Origin of the sequence: Micromonospora sp. WMMD708, assembly GCF_049315245.1 — a bacterium.
Taxonomy (GTDB): Bacteria; Actinomycetota; Actinomycetes; order Mycobacteriales; family Micromonosporaceae; genus Micromonospora; species Micromonospora wenchangensis.
In genome coordinates this window covers 5,794,010-5,816,149 of sequence record NZ_CP186060.1, presented here as the reverse complement: position 1 = coordinate 5,816,149, position 22,140 = coordinate 5,794,010, and the positions used below count along the sequence as shown (strand labels likewise).

20 protein-coding genes are annotated in these 22,140 nt (G+C 73.2%); 9 read left to right on the top strand and 11 right to left on the bottom strand.

Annotation, left to right across the window (positions count from 1 at the left end; genetic code table 11):
- Positions 1-10: 10 nt before the first annotated feature.
- Genes ACN260_RS25535 through deoC form a run of 4 tightly spaced genes read right to left on the bottom strand, consistent with a single transcriptional unit; the run spans position 11 to position 3,753 of the window.
- Entirely contained in the window at positions 11-493 is a 483-nt protein-coding gene (locus ACN260_RS25535; RefSeq protein ID WP_422753413.1) for a BlaI/MecI/CopY family transcriptional regulator, read from the bottom strand.
- 53 nt (positions 494-546) lie between these two features.
- Positions 547-1,371, bottom strand: coding sequence for an aldehyde dehydrogenase family protein (locus ACN260_RS25530; protein ID WP_422753412.1), 825 nt, complete (start codon positions 1,369-1,371; stop codon positions 547-549).
- The gene (locus ACN260_RS25525; RefSeq protein ID WP_422756825.1) at positions 1,364-2,788 is read right to left on the bottom strand and encodes an aldehyde dehydrogenase family protein; all 1,425 of its coding nucleotides are present in this window, start codon (positions 2,786-2,788) and stop codon (positions 1,364-1,366) included. Before ACN260_RS25525 ends, ACN260_RS25530 begins: the two co-directional genes overlap by 8 nt.
- A 5-nt stretch (positions 2,789-2,793) precedes the next feature.
- Positions 2,794-3,753 (bottom strand): deoxyribose-phosphate aldolase, encoded by a 960-nt coding sequence (deoC, locus tag ACN260_RS25520; protein WP_422753411.1) that lies wholly within the window; start codon positions 3,751-3,753, stop codon positions 2,794-2,796.
- 150 nt (positions 3,754-3,903) lie between these two features.
- On the opposite strand from deoC, the gene upp reads away from it, so the two are divergent.
- Both upp and ACN260_RS25510 read left to right on the top strand, forming a co-directional pair.
- Complete coding sequence (gene upp, locus ACN260_RS25515) at positions 3,904-4,536, top strand: uracil phosphoribosyltransferase (RefSeq protein ID WP_208568623.1); 633 nt, start codon at positions 3,904-3,906, stop codon at positions 4,534-4,536.
- Positions 4,537-4,705: 169 nt separating this feature from the next.
- Positions 4,706-5,389 (top strand): GOLPH3/VPS74 family protein, encoded by a 684-nt coding sequence (locus ACN260_RS25510; protein WP_422753410.1) that lies wholly within the window; start codon positions 4,706-4,708, stop codon positions 5,387-5,389.
- Between the two features lie 51 nt (positions 5,390-5,440).
- Here the strand turns inward: ACN260_RS25510 and ACN260_RS25505 are convergent, their stop codons facing one another.
- The 5 genes from ACN260_RS25505 to ACN260_RS25485 form a co-directional block, all read right to left on the bottom strand.
- Positions 5,441-5,644 carry a DUF397 domain-containing protein gene (locus ACN260_RS25505; RefSeq protein WP_422753409.1) on the bottom strand — a complete coding sequence of 68 codons (204 nt, stop codon included), beginning with the start codon at positions 5,642-5,644 and terminating at the stop codon, positions 5,441-5,443.
- A 48-nt stretch (positions 5,645-5,692) separates the two neighbouring features.
- Positions 5,693-5,896 (bottom strand): DUF397 domain-containing protein, encoded by a 204-nt coding sequence (locus ACN260_RS25500; RefSeq protein ID WP_422753408.1) that lies wholly within the window; start codon positions 5,894-5,896, stop codon positions 5,693-5,695.
- Positions 5,889-6,749 (bottom strand): helix-turn-helix domain-containing protein, encoded by an 861-nt coding sequence (locus ACN260_RS25495; RefSeq protein ID WP_422753407.1) that lies wholly within the window; start codon positions 6,747-6,749, stop codon positions 5,889-5,891. Before ACN260_RS25495 ends, ACN260_RS25500 begins: the two co-directional genes overlap by 8 nt.
- A 543-nt stretch (positions 6,750-7,292) precedes the next feature.
- Entirely contained in the window at positions 7,293-8,969 is a 1,677-nt protein-coding gene (locus ACN260_RS25490) for a phospho-sugar mutase (protein ID WP_422753406.1), read from the bottom strand.
- 86 nt (positions 8,970-9,055) lie between these two features.
- Entirely contained in the window at positions 9,056-11,245 is a 2,190-nt protein-coding gene (locus ACN260_RS25485) for a protein kinase domain-containing protein (protein ID WP_422753405.1), read from the bottom strand.
- A gap of 230 nt (positions 11,246-11,475) precedes the next feature.
- Here ACN260_RS25485 and ACN260_RS25480 point away from each other — a divergent pair, with 230 nt between their 5' ends.
- The gene (locus ACN260_RS25480; RefSeq protein ID WP_422753404.1) at positions 11,476-13,059 is read left to right on the top strand and encodes an acyl-CoA mutase large subunit family protein; all 1,584 of its coding nucleotides are present in this window, start codon (positions 11,476-11,478) and stop codon (positions 13,057-13,059) included.
- A gap of 698 nt (positions 13,060-13,757) precedes the next feature.
- Positions 13,758-15,020, top strand: coding sequence for an amidohydrolase (locus tag ACN260_RS25475; RefSeq protein ID WP_422753403.1), 1,263 nt, complete (start codon positions 13,758-13,760; stop codon positions 15,018-15,020).
- Here ACN260_RS25475 and ACN260_RS25470 read toward each other — a convergent pair.
- Positions 14,977-15,996, bottom strand: coding sequence for a DUF4349 domain-containing protein (locus tag ACN260_RS25470; RefSeq protein WP_422753402.1), 1,020 nt, complete (start codon positions 15,994-15,996; stop codon positions 14,977-14,979). The genes ACN260_RS25475 and ACN260_RS25470 overlap by 44 nt on opposite strands.
- 121 nt (positions 15,997-16,117) lie before the next feature.
- Here ACN260_RS25470 and ACN260_RS25465 point away from each other — a divergent pair, with 121 nt between their 5' ends.
- The 4 genes from ACN260_RS25465 (at position 16,118) to ACN260_RS25450 (ending at position 19,539) form a co-directional block, all read left to right on the top strand.
- Positions 16,118-16,747 (top strand): MBL fold metallo-hydrolase, encoded by a 630-nt coding sequence (locus ACN260_RS25465; protein ID WP_422753401.1) that lies wholly within the window; start codon positions 16,118-16,120, stop codon positions 16,745-16,747.
- Between the two features lie 3 nt (positions 16,748-16,750).
- Positions 16,751-17,722 (top strand): hypothetical protein, encoded by a 972-nt coding sequence (locus ACN260_RS25460; protein ID WP_422753400.1) that lies wholly within the window; start codon positions 16,751-16,753, stop codon positions 17,720-17,722.
- Between the two features lie 31 nt (positions 17,723-17,753).
- Positions 17,754-18,503 (top strand): SCO6745 family protein, encoded by a 750-nt coding sequence (locus tag ACN260_RS25455; RefSeq protein ID WP_422753399.1) that lies wholly within the window; start codon positions 17,754-17,756, stop codon positions 18,501-18,503.
- Between the two features lie 79 nt (positions 18,504-18,582).
- The gene (locus ACN260_RS25450) at positions 18,583-19,539 is read left to right on the top strand and encodes a GNAT family N-acetyltransferase (protein WP_422753398.1); all 957 of its coding nucleotides are present in this window, start codon (positions 18,583-18,585) and stop codon (positions 19,537-19,539) included.
- 123 nt (positions 19,540-19,662) lie between these two features.
- Here ACN260_RS25450 and ACN260_RS25445 read toward each other — a convergent pair whose 3' ends face one another.
- Positions 19,663-20,118, bottom strand: a complete 456-nt coding sequence (locus tag ACN260_RS25445; protein WP_422753397.1) for a gamma-glutamylcyclotransferase — start codon at positions 20,116-20,118, stop codon at positions 19,663-19,665.
- A gap of 106 nt (positions 20,119-20,224) precedes the next feature.
- Between ACN260_RS25445 and ACN260_RS25440 the strand changes: the two genes are divergently transcribed.
- Positions 20,225-21,628 (top strand): NAD(P)H-quinone dehydrogenase, encoded by a 1,404-nt coding sequence (locus ACN260_RS25440; RefSeq protein ID WP_422753396.1) that lies wholly within the window; start codon positions 20,225-20,227, stop codon positions 21,626-21,628.
- Positions 21,629-22,140 lie beyond the last annotated feature (512 nt).

Here is a 22,140-nt window from a genome sequence, read left to right as displayed (position 1 = left end):
GGCGGTCGCCCTACCGGTCCGTGGCCTCGTCGACGGCCCTGGCCCGGCCGGCGCGCGGGTCCCCGACCCGGTCGGTCAGCCCGGCCCCGGTCGACCCGGCGTCGGGTCCGGCCGGGGCGGGGCCGGTCAGCCCCGCCTCCGCGCCGAGCGCCGCCCGCAGCACCTCGGCCTCGGTGCCGGTCACCGAGCGGGCGAAACGCACCAGCGCGGCGTCCCGGCTGCCACCGAGGTCGAGGGCGTCGAGCATGAGTTGGGCGATGTGCGCCTCGCGGCTGGCGGCGGCCCGGTAGCGCCAGGCCCGCCCCTCGCGTTCGCGCTGCACCATGCCCTTGCCGGCGAGCCGGTCCAGCACGGTCATCACCGTCGTGTACGCCAACTCGCGCCCGTCCAGCGCCTCGGCGACCTCGCGCACGGTCACCCCGTCCGACGTGCCCGGGACCCCGTCCCAGAGCACGTCCATCACCGCCCGCTCAAGATCGCCCAACCGAGTCACCAGGTAATCCTACCCCCGGTAGTAGAACCCCTCCGGGGGCAGGACACCCGTGATCACACTCCCTTGGGGTGCCAGACCGTCTTCGTCTCCAGCAGCGCGGTCATCCGGCCCACGCCCGGGTCGCCCGTCCAGTCGTGGTCGGCCGGGACCGGCCGGAGCACCCGCTTGAGGTTCTCCGCCGCCCTGGCCTCCAGGTCGGTCGCCAGCTCGGCATCGGCCACCCCGGCCAGGTCGATCGCGTTGACGTCCAGGTGCGCGGCAAGCGTCGGCGCGGTCTCGGTGATCCGGCCGGTGAGCAGGTTGACCACCCCGCCGGGCAGGTCCGAGGTGGCCAGCACCTCGGCCAGGGTCACCGCCGCAAGCGGAGCCGACGGGGAGGCCGCCACCACCACCGTGTTGCCGGTGACGATGGCCGGGGCGATCACGCTGACCAGGCCGAGCAGCGCCGGGGCCTCGGGGGCCACCACGGCCACCACCCCGGTCGGCTCGGGCGCGGACAGGTTGAAGTACGGCCCGGCGACCGGGTTCGCGCCGCCGTACACCTGGGGGAGCTTGTCGGCCCAGCCGGCGTACCAGACCCAGCGGTCGACCGCCGCGTCCACCTCGTCGCCGGGGACGCCGAGCGCCACGAACTGTTCGCGCCGGCCCTCCAGCATCTCGGCCACCCGGTAGAGGATCTGACCCCGGTTGTACGCGGTCGCGCCGGCCCAGCCCTTCACGGCGGCACGGGCGGCGACGACGGCGTCCCGCGCGTCCTTACGGGAGGCCAGTGACACGTTCGAGGACTGCACGAGATACGACCGTCCCGACTCGCTGCGCGGGAACTTCCCGCCGATGAAGAGCTTGTACGTCTTGCGTACCGCGACCCGCTCAGACATTGAGGTACGCCTCCAGCCCGTGCCGGCCACCCTCGCGGCCGTAACCCGACTCCTTGTAACCGCCGAACGGCGAGGTCGGGTCGAACTTGTTGAACGTGTTGGCCCAGACCACCCCGGCGCGCAGCCGGTCGGCGGTCCACAGGATGCGCGAGCCCTTGTCGGTCCAGATCCCGGCCGACAGCCCGTACGGCGTGTTGTTGGCCTTCTCCACGGCCTCGGCCGGGGTGCGGAAGGTCAGCACGGACAGCACCGGGCCGAAGATCTCCTCGCGGGCCACCCGATGCGCCTGGGTGACCCCGGTGAAGACGGTCGGCGCGAACCAGAACCCCCGGTCGGGCAGCTCGCACGGCGGCGACCAGCGCTGCGCGCCCTCGGCGGCCCCGGCGTCGGACAGCTCCCGGATGCGGGCGAGTTGGGCGGCCGAGTTGATCGCCCCCACGTCGGTGTTCTTGTCCAGCGGGTCACCGACGCGCAGCAGCGCCATCCGCCGCTTGAGCGCGTCGAGCACCTGCTCGGCGACGTTCTCCTGGACCAGCAGCCGGGAACCGGCGCAGCAGACGTGGCCCTGGTTGAAGAAGATGCCGTTGACGATCCCCTCGACGGCCTGGTCGACCGGCGCGTCGTCGTAGACGATGTTGGCGGCCTTGCCGCCCAGTTCCAGGGTGACCTTCTTGCCGGTGCCGGCCACCGACCGGGCGATGGCCTTGCCCACCTCGGTGGAGCCGGTGAACGCGACCTTGTCCACGACCGGGTGCTCCACCAGCGCCCGGCCGGTGTCGCCCGCGCCGGTGACGATGTTGACCACGCCGGCCGGCAGGTCGGCCTGCTGGCAGATCTCGGCGAACAGCAGCGCGGTCAGCGGGGTGGTCTCGGCCGGCTTGAGCACCACCGTGTTGCCGGCGGCGAGCGCCGGTGCGACCTTCCAGGCCAGCATGAGCAGCGGGAAGTTCCACGGGATGACCTGCGCGGCCACCCCGACCGGCTGCGGGTCCGCGCCGAATCCGGCGTACGGCAGCTTGTCGGCCCAGCCGGCGTAGTAGAAGAAGTGCGCGGCGACCAGCGGCAGGTCGACGTCCCGGGACTCCCGGATCGGCTTGCCGTTGTCCAGCGACTCCAGCACCGCCAGCTCGCGGGAACGTTCCTGGACGATCCGGGCGATCCGGTACAGGTACTTGGCCCGGTCCCGGCCCGGCATCGGACCCCACACCTTGTCGTACGCCTTGCGGGCGGCGCGGACCGCGCGGTCGACGTCCCGGGTGCCGGCCCAGGTGACCTCGGCGAGCACCTCCTCGGTGGCCGGGTTGACCGTCTTGTCGAGGGTCTCGCCGTCGACGAACTCGCCGTCGATGAACAGCCCGTAGGACGACCTGATGTCGACGATCGCGCGCGACTCGGGCGCAGGGGCGTATTCGAACATCATGCTCAGTCCAGGGTGAAGTAGTCGGGACCGGAGTAGGTGCCGGTCGTCAGCTTGGTGCGCTGCATGAGCAGGTCGTTGAGCAGGCTGGACGCACCGAACCGGAACCAGTCCGGGTCCAGCCAGTCGCTGCCGACGGTCTCGTTGACCATCACCAGGTACTTGATCGCGTCCTTGGTGTTCTTGATCCCGCCGGCCGGCTTGACGCCGACCTGCCGCCCGGTGGCGGCCCGGAAGTCGCGGACCGCCTCCAGCATCACCAGGGTCACCGGCAGGGTCGCGGCGACCGGGACCTTGCCGGTGGAGGTCTTGATGAAGTCGCCGCCGGCCAGCATCGCCAGCCAGGAGGCCCGCCGGACGTTGTCGTAGGTGGCCAGCTCGCCGGTCTCCAGGATCACCTTGAGGTGGGCGTCCCCGCAGGCCTCCTTGGTGGCCACGATCTCGTCGTGGACCTCGGCGTAGCGGCCGGCCAGGAACGCGCCCCGGTTGATCACCATGTCGATCTCGTCGGCCCCGGCGGCGACGGCCGCCCGGGTGTCGGCCAGCTTGACGTCAAGCGGCGCCTGTCCGGACGGGAACGCGGTCGCCACGCTGGCCAGGTGCACGGCGCTGCCACGCAGCACCTCGGCCACGTGCGGCACCATCGCCGGGTAGACGCAGACCGCGCCGACGTGTGGGCAGGTCGGGTCGGCCGGGTCCGGCCGCAGCGCCTTGGCGGCCAGGGCGCGCACCTTACCCGGGGTGTCGGCCCCCTCCAGGGTGGTCAGGTCGACCATCCGGATGGCCAGGTCGATCGCCTGCGCCTTGGCGGTGGTCTTGATCGAGCGGGTGCCGAGCTGTGCCGCCCGCTGCTCCGCGCCGACCTGGTCCACCCCGGGCAGGCCGTGCAGGAAGGTCCGCAAAGCGGTCTCGGATCGCCCCAGCTCGGACAGGTCCGACCGGGCCGACGTCGTTGTCGCCGTCATGCCCCGAATACTACGCAGCCGCGAGTCGGGTGATCCTGGTCACAGCGCCTCGGGGTGACCGGGCTGACCCACCGGGCCGGGGGTGAGCGACGTCGCCGCCCGCCGCGCACCCGTACTGCGGGCCGACCGGGACCGGTAGGTTGAGCGATCGTGGACGTACACGTCATTGACCACCCGCTCGCCCAGTCCCGGCTGACCGCCATGCGGGACGCCCGGACCGACTCGTCGTCGTTCCGGGCCGCGCTGCACGAACTCACCACCATGCTGGTGTACGAGGCCGCGCGCACCTTCCCCGTCGAGAAGTACCCGGTGCAGACCCCGGTCACCGGTGCCGAGGGGACCCGCTTGGCGAACCCGCCACTGCTGGTGCCGGTGCTGCGGGCCGGCCTCGGGATGGCCGACGCGGCGCTCGGGCTGCTGCCGGAGTCGTCGATGGGCTTCGTCGGCCTGGCCCGCGACGAGGAGACGTACGAGCCGCGTGCGTACATGGAGTCGCTGCCCCGCGACCTCGCCGGCCTGCCGGTGCTGGTGCTCGACCCGATGCTGGCCACCGGTGGTTCGCTGGAGCACTGCTGCCGGCTGCTCGCCGACCGGGGCTGCACCGACATCACCGTGCTCTGCGTGCTCGCCGCGCCGGTCGGCATCGCCCGACTGGAACGCTCGGGCCTGCCGCTGCGGCTGGTCACCGCGTCGATCGACGAGGGGCTGAACGACAACATGTTCATCGTTCCCGGTCTCGGCGACGCCGGTGACCGCCAGTTCGGCGGAATGCCGCGCTTCTGACCTGCCCGCCGCCGGTGCTACTGACCTGCCCGCCGCCGGTGCGACCGGCGTGGGCAGGCGGCCGGCCGGCAGGTCGTGGGGGAGTGGTCGGGTCGGCCGTGGGGGTCGCCTTCCCACCCAGAGCGAGTCGGTGAGCGCGGGGTGCGTTCAGGCGCTACCGTCTCGGGCCATGACTGGTGTTGCGCTGGCGGAGGAGTTGTTGCTCCTCGCGTATGACGATGAGACCGGCAAGGCGACCATGCCCCGGATCAGCCTCGACCTGGGGATGGCCGCCGCCGTCCTGGTCGAGCTGGCCCTTGCCGGCCGGATCGCGTACGTCGATGGGAACCTGGCGGTGACCGACCCGACGCCGGTCGGCGAACCGATCCTGGACGGGGTGCTGGGCCGGATGGCCGCCGACACCCCGCACAGCCCCTCCTCCTGGGTGCAGCGGCTGCGGCACGGCCTGCGTGACCGCATCCTCGGCGACCTCGTCGAGCGGGGCGTGGTGCGCGACGTCGAGGAGACCGAGCTGGACTTCATCGTGGTGCACCGCTACCCGACCACCGACCCGTCGGTGGAGCAGGACAGCCGGCGGCGGCTGGCCGAGGCGTTGGGCGGCGAGCAGCTTCCCGACGAGCGGACGGCCGCGCTGGCGACGCTGGTGGCGGTGCTGCGGATGGAGCCGGCGCTCGGCCTGACCGGCAGCGCCGCGCAGGACGCCCGGCGTCGGCTGGAGGAGATCGCGGGCGGAGCCGGCTTCTCCGGCACGATCAGCCTGGAGGAGTCGGTGGTCCGCCCGTCGGTGGCCCTGGTGGTCACCGCCCTCGGGCAGGCCGTCGACCAGGCGCTCGGCAAGCGCACCGTGGGCTGACCGCCATGTGGACCGGTTCCGCAGGCGCACCGTGGGCTGACCGGACCGCCGTCATGGGGTGAGCCGGTGAGCCTTGACGTCGGTGACGAAGGCGGACCAGGCGGTGGGTGGGACGGTGAGGGTCGGGCCGGTCGGGTCTTTGCTGTCCCGGATGCCGATGATGCCGGGGAGGTTGTCGGCCACCTCGACGCACTCGCCGCCGTTGGTGCCGCTGCGGGTGCTGGTGCGCCAGCGGGCGCCGGTCAGGTCACTCATGGCACTCTCCCCGATTCGTGTCGATCAGCTCGGTCGATTGTCGTGCCGTCAGGGGGCGATCCGGTGGGCCTTGAGGTCGGTGACGAAGGCGGACCAGGCGGTGGGTGGGACGGTGAGGGCCGGGCCGGTCGGGTCCTTGCTGTCCCGGATGCCGATGATGCCGGGGAGGTTGTCGGCCACCTCGACACAGTCGCCGCCGTTGGTGCCGCTGCGGGTGCTGGTGCGCCAGCGGGCGCCGGTCAGGTCACTCATGGCACTCTCCCCGGATCGCGTCGATCAGCTCGGTCGATTGTCCCGCGTCGAGGGCGAGGGAATCCAGCCCCTTCCAGACCCGCTCGTAGGCGGCGATCTCCGCCGGCTGGTCGAGGTAGAGCGCGCCGGTGAGCCCTTCGACGTAGACGGTCGGCGGCTCGCTCGGGCTGCCGAGCGCCGAGGGCGGGAAATCGAGCAGCACGAAGGTGCCGGCCTCGGCGGCCAGTGGCGGCCCGGCGGCCAGCGGCAACACCCGGACCATGATGTTGTGCCGCTCGCCGACGGCCACCAGGTGCCGGAGCTGGTCGGTCATCACCGACCGGCCCGGCACCGGGCGGCGCAGCACCGCCTCGCTGAGGATCACCGTCAGCGTGGGGGCCGGTGGGAGCCGCCGGGCCAGCAGCCCCTGCCGCTGGAGGCGGAAGCTCACCGCTCTCTTCTGCTCCTCCTCGCCCAGTTCGGGCCGGTTGTGCCGGAAGAGCGCGGTGGCGTAGCCGGGGGTCTGCAACAGCCCTGGCACCAGTTCGGCGTTGTAATGACGAATGCTGCTGGCGACGTTCTCCAGGCCGACGTAGAGCGAGAACCAGGCCGGCACGGCACTCCCGTGGGCGTGCCACCACCCCTCGGCCCGGCTCACCTCGGCCAGCCCCAGCAGCACGCTCGTCTGGTCGGGGGTGGCCCGGTAAAGCTCGCAGAGCACCCGGACGTCAGGCGTCTTGGCCGACGTGAGGCCCCGCTCGATGCGCCAGAGCTTCTGTCGTGAGCAGTCCAGCTCTCCGGCCGCTGCTTCGATGCTCAGCCGGGCATCCTCCCGCAATTGGGTGAGCAGCCTGCCGAGCTGCCGTCGTGGCACGGTCGAACTGTTTGTTTCACGCACCGTGCAACACCTTTCCGGCTGAAATGAAACAACGGATCGCCGCCGATGCAACATCAGAGAGAACGCATGCCGGTGACGTCAGGAAATGGCGAGATCGATGCGCTGATGCTAATCACCCAAGCGGTTGGTGTGCAAGAGGTGACACCCGGTGATGCCGCTGTTGGTCCCAGGTCGCTGGCCCTACCGTGCCCTGCCCCGCCACCCTCGGCAGGCTGCCTAACCAACCCGGGGTGGGATCGGGCGAATTCGGGGAAGAGTTGCGCCATGTCACCGATACAGCGGTATCCCCGGGCGCGGATACCGCTATTTAACCCACATCGGGTTGACCGCATGGCCGGGCGCACCGCACCCCGGCCGAGACCGCCCTATCGCGGTCGGCCGATTCGTTGGATAAGGCCGCACGATGTCGCCGATATAGCGGTATCCACCCCGTCCGGATACCGCTATATCGGCGACATTGAGTTGATCATGCGCTCGCCGCGCGGCGAACCGCGCGGCATGAGACGCGGCGGGCCGGGGTCAGATGCCGAGGGCGGTGGCGACCTCGGCGCGCAGCGTGGTGAGCGCCGCCGCCGCCCGGGTCCGGGCCGCCGGCACGTCCCCCTCCGCGACCGGTTCCACCACCTCCAGGTACGCCTTGAGCTTCGGCTCGGTACCCGACGGACGGATCACCACCCGGGCGGCGGCGGTCCGCAGGATCACCACGTCGGCGTCGGGCAGCAGATCCTGCGCTTCGGTGACCGGCGCACCGAGCAGCGTGGTCGGGGTGGCCGCCCGGACCCGGGCCATCGCGTCGGCGATGATCCGCAGGTCGTCCACCCGGACCGACAGTTGGTCGGTGTGGTGCACGCCGAACTCGGCGGCCAGCTCGTCCAGCCGGTCGGTCAGCGTGCGCCCCTGCGCCTTCAGCCCGGCGGCCAGCTCGGCGACGGTCAGCGCGGCGGTGATGCCGTCCTTGTCGCGTACGTGGTCGGGGGCCACGCAGTAGCCGAGCGCCTCCTCGTAGCCGTATGCCAGCGGTGGCGTCCCGCCCCCCGCCCGGACGATCCACTTGAACCCGGTCAGCGTCTCGTCGTACGCCCGGCCCCGGGCCGTGCACATCGCCCGCAGCAGGGACGACGACACGATCGTGGTCGCGTACAGGCCGTCGACGCCACGGCGCATCAGATGGTCGGCGAGCAGCACCCCCACCTCGTCCCCGCGGAGCATCCGCCATCCCGTCCCGGTGCCGGCCGGCTCGCGGACCACCACCGCGCAGCGGTCGGCGTCCGGGTCGTTGGCGACCGCCAGGTCGGCGTCGGTGGATTGGGCGAGGGCCACCAACCGGTCCATCGCGCCGGGCTCCTCCGGGTTGGGGAAACTGACGGTGGGGAAGGCCGGGTCCGGTTCCGCCTGGTCGGGCACCACCCCCGGGGTCGGGAAACCCGCCCGGGCGAAGGCCGCGGTCAGCACCGCCGCCCCCACCCCGTGCAACGGGGTGTACGCCACCCGCAGGTCACGCGGCCCGCCCGGGGCGATCACCGCGACGGCCCGCTCCACGTACGCGGCGACCAGGTCGTCGCCGAGCACCTGGCCGGGCGGCCCCAACGGCACCTGCGCCAGCGGGCCGACCGCCCGGATGGCCGCCTCGATACCGGCGTCGGCGGGCGGCACGATCTGCGCCCCCGCGCCGAGCGCCCCACCGAGCTGGGCACCCAGGTAGACCTTGTAGCCGTTGTCCTGCGGCGGGTTGTGGCTGGCCGTCACCATCACCCCGGCCACCCCGCCGAGCCTGCGCACCGCGTAGGCCAGCACGGGGGTGGGCAGCGGCCGGGGCAGCAGCAGCGCCGGCCGGCCCGCGCCGGTGGCGACCCGGGCGGTGCGTTCGGCGAACTCCCGGGAACCGTGCCGGGCGTCGTACCCGATGACCAGCGGACCCTCGCCGCCCTCGGCGGCGAGCCAGCCGACCAGCCCGGCCGCCGCCCGGGTGACCACCGCGAGGTTCATGCCGTTCGGCCCGGCGCGCAGCGGGCCGCGCAGCCCGGCCGTGCCGAAGGTCAGCGGGCCGGCGAACCGGTCGGCCAGCTCCGGCGCGCTGGCCGGCAGCCGGTCGAGCACGGCCCGCAGCTCGTCCCGGCTGGCCGGGTCGGGGTCGTCGTCGAGCCAGCGTCGAGCCTGGTCGCGCATCCGGTCGAGGTCAGTGCTTTCCGCCGCCATGCCCCTTGATAGCACGGCGGCGGATCACCGGGTCCGGTCGACCCGGATCACCCCGTCCGCCGGGCCGGGCCGCCCCGGGAACAGGCTCAGCTTGAGCCGGTGAGCTGGAACGACTTGACCATCTCGTCGAAGATCGGCTTGCTCTCGGCAAACTTGGCGTCGCTCGCGGTGAGGTAGAACGAGTAGACCTTCCCCTCGTGCACCACCCCGCGCCAGACCCCGTGCCGCTTGTCGTCGCCGTCCCCGCAGGTGTACTCGAACTCGGCGGCCGACTTGCCCGCCAGGTCCTTCTCGCCCATCGCCAGCTGCTCGTAGGGCTTGGCACAGGAACTCTTCGGTTTGCGGAGGTTGTCCGCCGCCACCTCGGCCCAGCGGGTCGAGGAACTGCCGAACTTCTCGGTGAGGATGCGCACCTTGCGGCCCTTGTCCTGCGGGTCGACGTAGTCGATGTAGACCCCGCCGGTCGCCCGTTGCCAGCCCTTCGGCACGTTCACCCGGATGCCCCGGGCGCTGTGCTCCTGCATCGGCGGCAGCGCACCGCCTCCGGCGGTGGGTGCGCTCGGGCCGGCCTGCGGGGGTGGGGTCGACTCCGGGTCGCCGCCGCTGAACAGGGCCACCGCGCCGATCAGCAGCACCACGGCCAGGCCGCCGGCCGCCGCGAGCTGGAGCTTGCGCGGCCAGCCCTTCACCGTGCCCACCAGTCGACCGCCGGCGCCCTTCGCCCGGCCGAGCGCGCCGCCGTCGGCCCCGCCCGGCGGCGGGGGCGGCGACGTCCACGACTGGCCGGTGCCGGGGATGGACCACTGCCCGCCGTACACCGCCTGGGTCGGCTCGGCGTTCCCGCCGCCGCCGTAGATGGCCTGGGTCGGCTCCGCCGCCCCGTAACCGGACCGCCCTGCGTCCGTGCCGATGCGCTGGGTGGCGTCCGGGTGGCCGCCGATGCGCTGGGTGGCGTCGGCGGTGCCGCCACCGATGCGCTGGGTGGCCTCCGGGGTGCCCGGGGCGATGCGCTGGGTGGCGTCGGGAATGATCCGCTGGGTGGCCTCGGTCCTGCCGTACGTCCCGGCGGTCGGGCCGGTCGGCAACGCGCCGGCGGCAGGCCCGGTCGGCGGCGGCATCGCGCCGGTCGGGGTGTGCAGCGGGCCGGCGAGCGCGTCGGCGCTGGTGTCGTCCAGGGCGCTGGCGGAGGAGGTCGTCACCGGCTCGGGACGTTCGCCCCGGCGCAGCTTCGCCAGCCGGTCGGTCAGCGACTCGCCGGCGGCCAGCATCGCCCGGCCGCCGATCTGCCCGCCCGGCTTCGACTCGGCCGGCGGCGCGGCGATGGCCGGCGGCGTCGTCGGGCGCTGCACCGGCACCACCGAGTACGGGTCGGTGATCGAGTTGACCGCCGTCGCCGTGCTGGTCAGCGGGCCGGCGAGCAGCTCGCGCAGCATCGCCCGCGCGGTGTGCACGTCGAGCCGGCGGGCCGGGTCCTTCTCCAGCAGTCCCATCAGCACCCGGGTCAGCGGGCCGCTGCGCTGCGGGGTGGCCGGCGGGTCCTCGACCACCGCGTGCATGGTCTCGATCGGGTCGCCCTTGTCGAACGGGGGACGCCCCTCGACGGCCGTGTAGAGGGTCACGCCGAGCGAGAACAGGTCGCTGGGCGGGCCGAAATCCTGCCCCATGGCGCGCTCGGGGGAGATGAAGTGCGGCGAGCCGAGCACCATCCCGGGGGTGGTGAGCTGGACGTCGGTGGGCATCCGGGCCACCCCGAAGTCGGTCAGCACGCAGCGGCCGTCGGTGCAGATCAGCACGTTCGCCGGCTTGACGTCGCGGTGCAGCACCCCGTTGGCGTGCGCCACCTCCAGCGCGCCGAGCAGCGCGATGCCGATCTTGGCGACCGCGCGCCCGGCCACCGGGCCGTCCTCGATCACCATGTCGGCGAGGCTGCGGGCGTCCAGCAGCTCCATCACGATCCACGGCCGGCCACCCTCGGTGACCACGTCGTACACCTGGACCACGGCCGGGTGCTGGATCGCGGCGGCGGCGCGCGCCTCGCGCAGGGTGCGTTCGTACATCGCGTCCCGGTCGCTGGGGGCCAGCCCCGGCGGCAGGACGACCTCCTTGACCGCCACGTCACGTCGCAGCAGGGTGTCTGTCGCGCGCCAGACCGTGCCCATGCCGCCGTTGCCCACCGAGGAGCGCAACTCGTACCGGCCGCCGATGGTGGTGCCGGGTGCTGCGCGTCCGTTGGGAGGACTCACTGGTCCGCCGCTCCACGTCGGGATCTGAGTCACAGGAAAAGCCACCGGGAAAGTCGAGGGGGCTGGGACACAACCTCTCTATCTTGCTGGTTCCGACGCCCGATGCGAAACCCGACGCGGCGGACCTTTGTGCTGTCCGACCGTACCGAGCGTCGGGTCGAACGGTGTGTACCTGGCCGTTCACCTCGCGTCGACCGATGCCGAACCGAGATGTGCGCCATCCCTCACCCCACCGACGGCCCCGCGCGTCCTACCATCCGGGGATGAGTGAAGCGCGGGCGAGCGAGTCGGGGTTCCCCATCAAGGGTGTGTACACGGCCGCGGACCTCCCCCCGGAGCTGGACTCCCGCCTGGGCGAGCCGGGTCGTTACCCGTACGCCCGGGGGGTCTACCCCACGATGTACACCTCCCGGCCGTGGACGATGCGGCAGTACGCCGGCTTCGGCACCGCCACCGAGTCCAACGCGCGCTACCACCAGCTGCTGAAGGCCGGCACGATGGGCCTGTCGGTCGCCTTCGACCTGCCCACCCAGATGGGGTACGACTCCGACGACGCCATCGCGCACGGCGAGGTGGGCAAGGTCGGGGTGGCGATCGACTCCATCGAGGACATGCGGCTGCTGTTCGACGGCATCCCGCTGGACAAGGTCTCCACCTCGATGACCATCAACGCGCCCGGCTCGGTGCTGTTGCTGCTCTACCAGCTCGTCGCCGAGGAGAACGGCCTGTCCGGCTCGGCGCTCAACGGCACCATCCAGAACGACATCCTCAAGGAGTACATCGCCCGGGGGACGTACATCTTCCCGCCGAAGCCGTCGCTGCGGCTGGTCGCCGACACCTTCGCGTACTGCCGCAAGGAGGTGCCGAAGTGGAACACCATCTCCATCTCCGGCTACCACATGGCGGAGGCCGGTGCGACGCCCGCGCAGGAGATCGCGTTCACCCTGGCCAACGGGGTGGAGTACGTCCGGGCCGCGCTGGCCGCGGGGCTCGCGGTGGACGACTTCGCCCCCCGGCTGTCGTTCTTCTTCGTGGCCCGCACCACACTGCTGGAGGAGGTCGCGAAGTTCCGGGCCGCCCGGCGGATCTGGGCCCGGCTGCTGCGCGACGACTTCGGCGCGAAGGACCCGAAGTCGATGATGCTGCGGTTCCACACCCAGACGGCGGGGGTGCAGCTCACCGCCCAGCAGCCCGAGGTGAACCTGGTCCGGGTGGCGATCCAGGGGCTCGCCGCGGTGCTCGGCGGCACCCAGTCGCTGCACACCAACAGCTTCGACGAGGCGATCGCGCTGCCCACCGAGAAGGCCGCCCGGCTGGCGCTGCGTACCCAGCAGGTGCTGGCGTACGAGACGGACCTGACCGCCACCGTCGACCCGTTCGCCGGGTCGTACGTGGTGGAGGCGATGACCGCCGAGATCGAGGCGGCGGTGAACGACCTGATGGACCGGGTCTTCGACCACGGTTCGGCGGTGGACGCGATCGAGGCCGGGTTCCAGAAGCGGGAGATCGAGCAGTCGGCGTACCGGTTCGCCCAGCAGATCGACGCGGGGGAGCGGGTCGTCGTCGGGCTGAACCGCTTCCAGATCGACACCGAGGAGCCGTACGAGCCGCTGCGGGTGGACCCGACGATCGAGGCGACCCAGGCGGAGCGGCTGGCCCGGCTCCGGGCCGAGCGGGACGGCGACGCGGTCGCACGGGCCCTGGCCGAGCTGCGGGCCGCCGCCGAGGGCGACGAGAACGTGCTCTACCCGATGAAGGAGGCGCTGCGGGCCCGCGCCACGGTGGGCGAGGTCTGCGGCACGCTGCGCCAGGTCTGGGGGACGTACCGCCCGAGCGACCGCTTCTGATCTTCGGGCCGACCGTCGCGGTCCCGGTCGGTGCGCCGCCCGCGACCCGGCGGGCGGGCCGACCCGCGACGTCGACCAGCACGGCGACTCCCGTCGCTGATCCGCACGGCGACCTCCGCCGGCAGTCCGCTGCCGGCAGGGGTCGCCGTCGTCGTCCGGTCGGGGCCGCTAGGGGTCGCCAGGTGAAGTGGGCGGGGCTACCGTCGGTGACAATCTGGCGGTGGTGTGCCGGTCGGGTCGTCCGGCTGGTGGGCGGTCCGCCGGGTCGGGGCGTGCGGTGCGGGGTTCGTGGGTAAACCCGAGCGGGTGAACGGGACGGACAGCATGTCCGGGCTGGCCCGGGGACGCCGTGTCACCGTCGGGAACCGGCTGACCACCCGGCGGCGTCGGCTAATTGTCCGACCGGCGGCCAACCGGGGCGACCAATGCGACAATTCGGATACGACGGCCCCGGATCGACGCCGATTTCGCGACCGCCCAATCGGTTACGCGTTGTAGGAGGTGGGGGGCAGATGACGGCGTCCGACCGCGATCTACCTGCTGTCCCGCAGATATTCGAGCCCTCCCACCAGGGCTTACGTGACGCTGTGCGCTCTGATCGCTACCGTAACGAGGTTGCGCAGCGTCACCATCGGAGGTCTAGGCTGTCTGCTGTCCTCCCCGAAGATCCATCCATTTCTAGTGATCGAGAATTCGACGTGACGAGTGCGTTGACGCTGCCGAACGGCAGCCAGCTGGCGTCGTCCTGGCCGGAGGCGCCGTCCGGGTCCCAGCCCCTGCCCCACGATCTGGATCACCTGCTCGCGCTGCGGGTGCCCGGTCTGATCGCCACCCGCCGCCACCTCCACTCCCACCCGGAACTGTCCGGGGAGGAGTTCGAGACGGCCGCGCTGATCGCCCGGGAACTCACCCTCGCCGGGTTGCACCCCCGACTGCTGCCCAAGGGCAACGGGGTGATCTGCGACATCGACGGGCGGCCGGACGGCCCGGTCGTCGCACTCCGCGCCGACATCGACGCGTTGCCGCTGACCGACCCCAAGGAGGTCCCCTACCGGTCCACCGTGGAGGGGGTCTGCCACGCCTGCGGCCACGACGTGCACACCGCGGTGCTGCTCGGCGTCGGCATGCTGCTGGCCCAGCTCGCCGACTCAGGCCAGCTCGACGGCCGGGTCCGGCTGATCTTCCAGCCGGCCGAGGAGATCCTGCCCTGCGGTTCGCTGGAGGTCATCGAGGCCGGTGGCCTGGAGGACGTCGTCCAGATCTTCGCGCTGCACTGCGACCCCAACCAGCCGGTGGGGAAGGTGGGGCTGCGGGTCGGCCCGATCACCGCGGCGGCCGACAACGTCACCGTGAAGCTCACCGGGCCCGGCGGGCACACCGCCCGCCCGCACCTGACCGTCGACCTGGTCGACGCGCTCGGCCGCCTGGTCACCGAGGTTCCGGCCCTGGTCACCCGCCGGGTGCCGGCCAACAGCGGCCTGCTGCTGGTGTTCGGCCACGCCTCGGCCGGCACCCGGTACAACGTCATCCCGTCCGAGGCGTGCGCGGCCGGCACCCTGCGGGTGATGGACCGCGACACCTGGGAGCGGGCCCCCCAGATCGTCGCTCAGGTCGTCCGGGACGTCATCGCCCCCACCGGCGCGACCGTCGACCTGGAATACCTGCGGGGCCGGCCGCCGGTCAGCAACGACGCCCGCGCCATCGGCATCCTCACCGCCGCCACCGCCGCCGCGCTCGGCCCGGAGGGGATCGCGGAGACGCCGCAGAGCATGGGCGGCGAGGACTTCTCCTGGTACCTCGAACACGTCCCCGGCGCGTTGGCCCGGCTCGGCGTCGGCCGGGTCGGCGGCCCCACCGTCGACCTGCACCGCGCGTCGTTCGACGTCGACGAGCGGGCCATCCCGGTCGGGGTACGGCTCATGGTGCAGACCGCGTTGCGGGCACTGGCGGCGGTCCGCTAGGCACCGGCGGGTGGCCCCCGCCGACCGGTCCACCAGGCATCGGCGGGTGGCCCCCGCCGACCGGTCCCACCGGCGGCGCGGGCCGCCGCTGGCGGCGTCGCCGACGCAACAGCACCACGGCCACCGTCACCGGCACCCCGATGAGCAGCAGCCAGGGCAGCAACGCCCCCAGCACGGTGAGCAGCACGCCCATCGAGGCGAGGAAGACGGTCCAGCCGCCGCGCAGGCCCACCATGAAGCCGGTCCGGTCCTCCTCCTGCCCTTCGTCGGCCGTCGAGGCGTCCCGGCCGACGAAGGTCACCGTGACCGTGGAGAGCGCCGTCAGGTCGGCCAGCCGACGCTTCTTCGCCTCCAGTGAGGCCAGATCCGCCTCCCGGCGGCTCACCTCGTTCTCCAGCGAGACCAGCTCGGACACCGTGTTGGCCCGGGCCAGCAGCCGCCGGGCGCTGTCCACCCGGGCCCGCTGGGTGGTGATCCGGGCGTCCAGGTCGACGGTCTCCTCGGTGACGTCCTGGGTACGGATCTCGCGGCGCTGCTGCCGTCCGTAGGTGGCCAGCTCGTCGACGAGCGCGGTGAACTTCGCCGCCGGCACCCGCAGCTCCAGTTCCGCCTGCGCGGATGCCGAGACGCTGCGCCGCTGGTCCCCGCCGACGAACCCGCCGGTGGCGGTGACCGCCGCCACCGCCCGCCGGGCCGCCGCCTCCACGTCGTCCACCTGCACCCGCATCGTTCCGGTGTAGATGATCGCCCGCTGGTCGACGCGCAGGTCCGGGGCACCCGTACCGGCCTGTCCCGCCGCCGCGTCCCGGTCCGGGGCCGCACCGCCCGGCGCCCCCTGCACCGGCGCCTTCTCCTGCGGTGCGGAACCGGCCGAACTGCCGTCGCGGTCGGCCGTCCCGCACCCGGCCAGCAGCAGCGCCGCCAACCCCGTCGCCGCCAGGGCCCGCGCCCCGGTTCCCGCCGTCCTCAGTGTCATCCCCGCTCCCGTCGTCGTCCGTCCCCCGGTTCCGGGGCGATAGCTCGGACGCGGCGCACGGCCGCTCCGGTTCCGGCAGACTGCGCTGAGGACATCACGATTCTATATTCGAGGAGTCACGATGCGGCTCACCAAGTACACGCACTCCTGCCTCCGCATCGAACGCGACGGGGCGGTGCTGGTCGTCGACCCCGGCGTGTTCAGCGAGGCGGCGGCGCTGGACGGGGCGGACGCGGTGCTGGTCACCCATGAACATCCCGACCATGTCGACGTCGCCGCGCTCACCAGGCGGCTGGACCGGGAGCCGCTGCCGGTGTACGGGCCGGCCGCGCTCGGCACGGTGCTCGGCGACGCGGCCCCGGCCCTCACCCCGGTCGCACCGGGCGACACGTTCACCGCCGCCGGCATCCCGGTGCGTGCCGTCGGCGGCCGGCACGCCGTCATCCACCCCGACATCCCGGTGGTGGAGAACGTCGGCTACCTGTTCGACGACACGGTCTACCACCCCGGCGACGCGCTGCACGTCCCCACCGACGTCGAGGTGCAGACCCTCTTCGCCCCGATCCACGCGCCCTGGTCGAAGTTCTCCGAGGTGGTCGACTTCATCCGGGCGGTCGCCCCGCGCCGGGCGTACGCCCTGCACGACGCGCTGCTCAACGACAACGGCCACGGCGTGCTCGACCGGCAGTACACGGCGCTGTCCCGCACCGACTACCAGCGGCTGGAGCCGGGCAGCCGGATCGACGCCTGAACCGTGGCCGTCGACGAGTCCGAACTGGCCCGCCAGCTCTACCGCACCCCGCCCGACCGGTTCGTGGCCGCCCGGGACGCCGCCGTCGCCGAGGCCCGCCGGGCCGGCGATCCGGCCACCGCCCGGCGGATCGCCGGCTGGAAACGGCCCACGGTGGCGGCCTGGCTGGTGAACCTGCTCGCCCTGGACCGTCCCGAGCTGGTCGCCGACCTCGGGCCGCTGGCCGAGGCGCTGCGCACCGCCCAGCGTGACCTCAAGGGCCCCCGGCTGCGGGAGCTGTCCGCCCAGCGGCGGGAACTGGTCGCCGCCCTGGTCACCGAGGTACGCCGGATCGCCGCCGGCCGGCCCGACGCGCCACCGGCCGCCCGACTGCCGCTGGCCGAGGTCGAGGCCACCCTGCACGCGGCGCTCGCCGACACCGCGGTCGCCGAGCAGGTCCGCGCCGGACGGCTGCTGAAGGCGGTGCACCACTCCGGCTTCGGCGAGGTACCCCGCCCGCAGCTCAGGCTGGTCACCGGCGGCGCAGGGGCGGCTGCCGGTGGCGGGATGGAGCGTGCCGGCGGCGGGGAGGCGGACGTCGTACCGCAGCGGGAGGCCGACCGGGGCGGGGCGCGTCGGGCCGGGGACGCGCAGGCGGCCGCGCGCGCCGAACGGGCGAAGCGCCGCCGGACCCTGGAGCGTGAGCTGGCGGCGGCGCGGGCCGCCCAGCGGCAGGCCGAACGGGACCTGGACGGCACGACGACGACCGAGCGGGACGGCGTCGCGGCGCTCGACCGGATCGAGAGGGAACTGGCCGAACTGGAGCGACGTCGGGCCGTCGCCGAACAGGAGTTGAGCCGGGCGAAACTGGCCCGCCGGGCGGCCGAGCGGGCGCTCACCGCGGCCCGCCGCCGCACCGGCGAGGTGCAGGGCGCGATCGAGGCGGTGGACGCCGAAGAGGGGGACCCCACGGAAGGCGGTGAGAAGGCAGACTGAACGCGATGAATGCGTGTCACGGGCGTGCGGGATGACGCCGGAACAGGTGGCCGCCGGGTGCAAACCCGCCGTGCTGGAGCTGGGGGAGTTGTTCACCCGCTGCCCGGGGACCCTGCGCCGGGCCAGGACGATGGGCATCCCGGGCTGGGCGTTCTACGTCACCGGGCGGGCCGGCGCGCTGGGTGACATCCGGGCCGAGACGGTGGCGGCGGCGCTCGGCTTCCTCGCCCCGGAGGCGGTCGCCGACGGATGGGACACCGCCGTGCGGTTGGTCCGGCCGTTGGAGGTGGCCACCGCCCACCTGACCGAGTGCTGCCGGTGGGGTGCCCAGCATCTCGACGACCTGCCCGGCACACCCCGGCTGACCGCCCTGCTGGAACGGGTGGTGGCCGCCGCCGACGCGACGGGCATGCCGCTGTTCGCCGCCTGGCGGGCGATGCCGCTGCCCGCGCACGCCGAGGGTGCCCGCGCCGCCGTGGCGCTGCTGCTGCTGCGGGAACACTTCACCGGGGCCTACCTGCTCGCCGTGCGGGCCGCCGGGATGACCCCACTGGAGGCGGTGCTGGCCGGGCCGGAGGGGGAGGCCGGGGCGGCCGCGTGCGGCTGGTCCCCGCCGTATCCGCCGGTCGGGCCGCTGGTGCGGCGTCGGCTCTGGGCCGAGGCGGTGACCGACCGGTTGGCCGCGGCCGGGTTCCGGGCGCTGCGCCCGGCGGAGGGCCGGGAGCTGATCGAGTTGCTCACCGACGTACGGGCCAGGCTCCGCGCCGACGCGGACGGCTGACCCGACCCGGCTGACCGACCGGCCGGTGGCCCGGAAAATCGGCGGCGGGGTGGCGGGCGGGGCTGCCAGGATCTGCGGCGTGACACTTCCCGCCGGTTGGACCGCCCGCCGCCCCACCCTGGACGACGTGCCCGCGCTGCTCGCCGTGGTGCACGCCGCCGACACGTTCGCCATCGGCCACCCCGACTTCGACGCCGACGACGTCCGGGCCGCGCTGACCGCGCCGTTCTTCGACCCGCAGCACGACTCGTGGGTGCTGACCGATCCTGATCAGCGAGTGGTCGGTTGGAGCGTGGTCGACAACCCGACCGGGGTGGGCCGCGAGTACGTCGACGTGTTCGTCGACCCGGAGCGGGCGACGGCGCTGCGTACCGTGCTGCTGGAGCGGATGCTGCACCGGGTCGCCGAACGCGCCACCGAGCGGGGCCGGCCCGCGCTGACCGTCCGTGCCGCCGTCTGCGCGCCGGAGACCCGCTGGGCCGGCGAGCTGACCGCCGCCGGGTTCACCCGGGCCAAACGGTACGTGCGGATGAGCCGGTCGCTGGCCGACCTGCCCGCCGAGCCGCCACCCCCGCCCGGGGCGACCGTCCGGCCGGTGCGGGCCGGTGACGAGGCCGACCTGAGGCTGTTCCACCACATCCACGACACCGCCTTCCGGGACACCCCGGACTACGAGTCGGTCGGGTTCGAGGGCTGGCGGGACCGGCTCACCGACGGCGGGCGGGTCTGGGACGAGTGGTTCATCGCCGAGGTCGACGGCGAGCCGGCCGGCGCGCTCAACTCGTCGGACCAGGCGCTGGAGCAGGACATGGGCTGGGTACGCACGCTGTCGGTGCTGCCCGCGTACCGGCGGCGCGGGGTGGGCGCGGCGCTGCTGCGGCGGGCGTTCGCGGTCTACGCGGCCAAGGGCCGGGGTCACGCCGGGCTCGGCTTCGACCTGGCCAACCCGACCACCCCGGTCACCCTCTACCGGGCGGTCGGGCTGCACGAGACCCGTTGGATCGACCTGTACGAGCGCAGCGTGACCGCCGCCTGAGCGGGCCGCCCGGGTATCGGGTGGGCCGGCGTGGGCCCGCCCGGTGTGGGCCGGGTGACGCCCGGCGGGGTCGCCGTCGGGTGGCCCCGCCGCCGGGAGCACACTGGACGGGTGCGATACGCGTTACGCCGAGGCGGTGCCGGTGGGGCGGGACCGCAGCTCGGAGACGTAGTCGTCGGGCGCGCCCGCCTTCTCGGCGGCGTTGGCGATCTCCGACAGGTACCAGGCGGTCGGCAGGCCGCCCTCGTAGCCGTCGAAGACGTACACCCAGGCGATCACGTCCCCGTCCAGCGTCGAGACCCGCACGGTGAGCTTGCGGTACGTGCCGGCGGTGACGCCCTCCAGCTCGTCGAGCTGGGCGGCGTCGTACGGGTCGATGTCGTACAGCGCCACGAAGACCCGGTCACCCGGGGACTCGACCACGGTGCTGACGGAGCCCTCCCAGCCGATCACGTCCTCACCGGCGAAGGTCAGCCGCCACCCCTCCAGCCAGCCGACGCCCACCATGGGCGAATGCGGGCAGTAGGCCCGCATCCGGGCGGGGTCCATGTTTGAGCCGTAGGCCGCGTAGTGACGCACGGCGATGACGATAGCCCGGCGGACGGGTGGGGGAGAATACGACAGTGCGTGTCGGACGGGTTCGGGAGAAGAAAGTCACTGTGAGCACCGAGGAAGGGCGAGGGCTGTGAGCCACATCGTGATCATCGGCGGGGGGCCGGCCGGCTACGAGGCGGCCCTGGTCGCCGCCCAGCTGGACGCCGACGTCACCGTGGTGGAGGCCGAGGGCGCCGGCGGGGCGTGCGTGCTCTCCGACTGTGTCCCGTCGAAGACCTTCATCGCCAGCTCGGAGGTGGTGACCGGGTACCGGGACACCGACGAGTTCGGCATCCACTCCGACGGCCTGGAGGCGGTCACGGTCGACGCGCGGGCCGTGCACGCGCGGGTGAAGCGGCTCGCCCTGGCCCAGTCCGCCGACATCCACGCCAAGCTGATCAAGGCGGGCGTGACCTTCGTCGCGGGCACCGCCCGGATGGGTGAGGACACTCTCGGTCACACCCACCGGGTCGTCGTCACCCCCGCCGACGGCGGCGGGGAGTACACGATCGACGCCTCCACCGTGTTGATCGCCACCGGCGCGACCCCGCGTCAGCTTCCCACCGCGCTGCCCGACGGGGAACGCATCCTCACCTGGCGGCAGGTGTACGACCTGCCCGAGCTGCCCGCCCACCTGATCGTGGTGGGTTCCGGGGTCACCGGGGCCGAGTTCGCCAGCGCCTACCTGGCGATGGGGGTCGAGGTGACCCTGGTCTCCAGCCGGGACCGGGTGATGCCGCACGAGGACGCCGACGCGGCGATGGCCATCGAGCACGTCTTCCGCAGCCGGGGCATGACCATCCTCAACAACTCCCGGGCGGACGCGGTCCGACGCGTCGGCGACGGCGTCGAGGTGGTCCTCTCCGACGGTCGGGTGGTGACCGGTTCGCACGCCCTGATCGCCGTCGGTTCGATCCCGAACACCGCCGACCTCGGCCTCGCCGAGTACGGCGTCGAGCTGGCCAAGGGCGGCTACGTCACCGTGGACCGGGTGTCGCGTACCAACGTCCCCGGCATCTACGCCGCCGGCGACTGCACCGGGGTCCTGCCGCTGGCCAGCGTCGCGGCCATGCAGGGCCGGATCGCGATGTGGCACGCCCTCGGCGAGGCGGTCCGGCCGTTGCGGCTGCGTACCGTCGCGGCGAACGTCTTCACCGACCCGGAACTGGCCACCGTCGGCGTCTCCCAGGACGAGGCGGACGCCGGCCGTACCCTGGCCCGCCAGGTGATGCTGCCGCTGACCGGTAACGCCCGCGCGAAGATGGACGACCTGGCGGACGGCTTCGTCAAGCTGTTCTGCCGCCCGTCCACCGGTCAGGTGGTCGGCGGCGTCGTGGTGGCTCCCAAGGCCAGTGAGCTGATCCTGCCGATCACCATGGCGATCGAGAACAACCTCACCGTCAACGAGCTGGCCCAGACCATCACCATCTATCCGAGCCTGTCCGGTTCGATCACCGAGGCGGCCCGCCAGCTCATGCTCCACGAACTCGAATGACCCCCTGACCCGGGTCGGGCACCGGTCAAGGCGCACGTGGGCCGATGTAGCGGTATCGGAAGGCCGGGATGCCGCTACATCAGCCCACAGGCACCGTCGGTGATCGCAGGGGTGCGCGTGCGGCACCCGCCGTGCCGCCTGCCGCACGGCGGGTGCCGCCCGGCGCGGCCGGCGGGAGGGGGACGGCGGAGCGGAGGGCGTCGGCGTACCGTTGAGTACGCGGCCCCCACACCGTCGGGTCCCCCGTTCCTGACGAGCGGGCCGCCGAGGGTCGCCGGCAGGTCCCGTGCCGGCGACCCTCCCCTCTCCCGGTACCGACGGGTGCCACGCGTCACTGCCCGTGCTGCACGCCCGCGCCGGACAGCGCGGAGAATGCGGTCGCGCCGGGCGTCGCGCAGGTCGTACGGTGACGACATGCGCAGTGCTGTGGTGACCACGACGCCGGGAGATCCCGGCGTGCCGCACTGACGTTCACCGTCGACGAGGCCCCGGGCGATCCGCCCGGGGCCTCG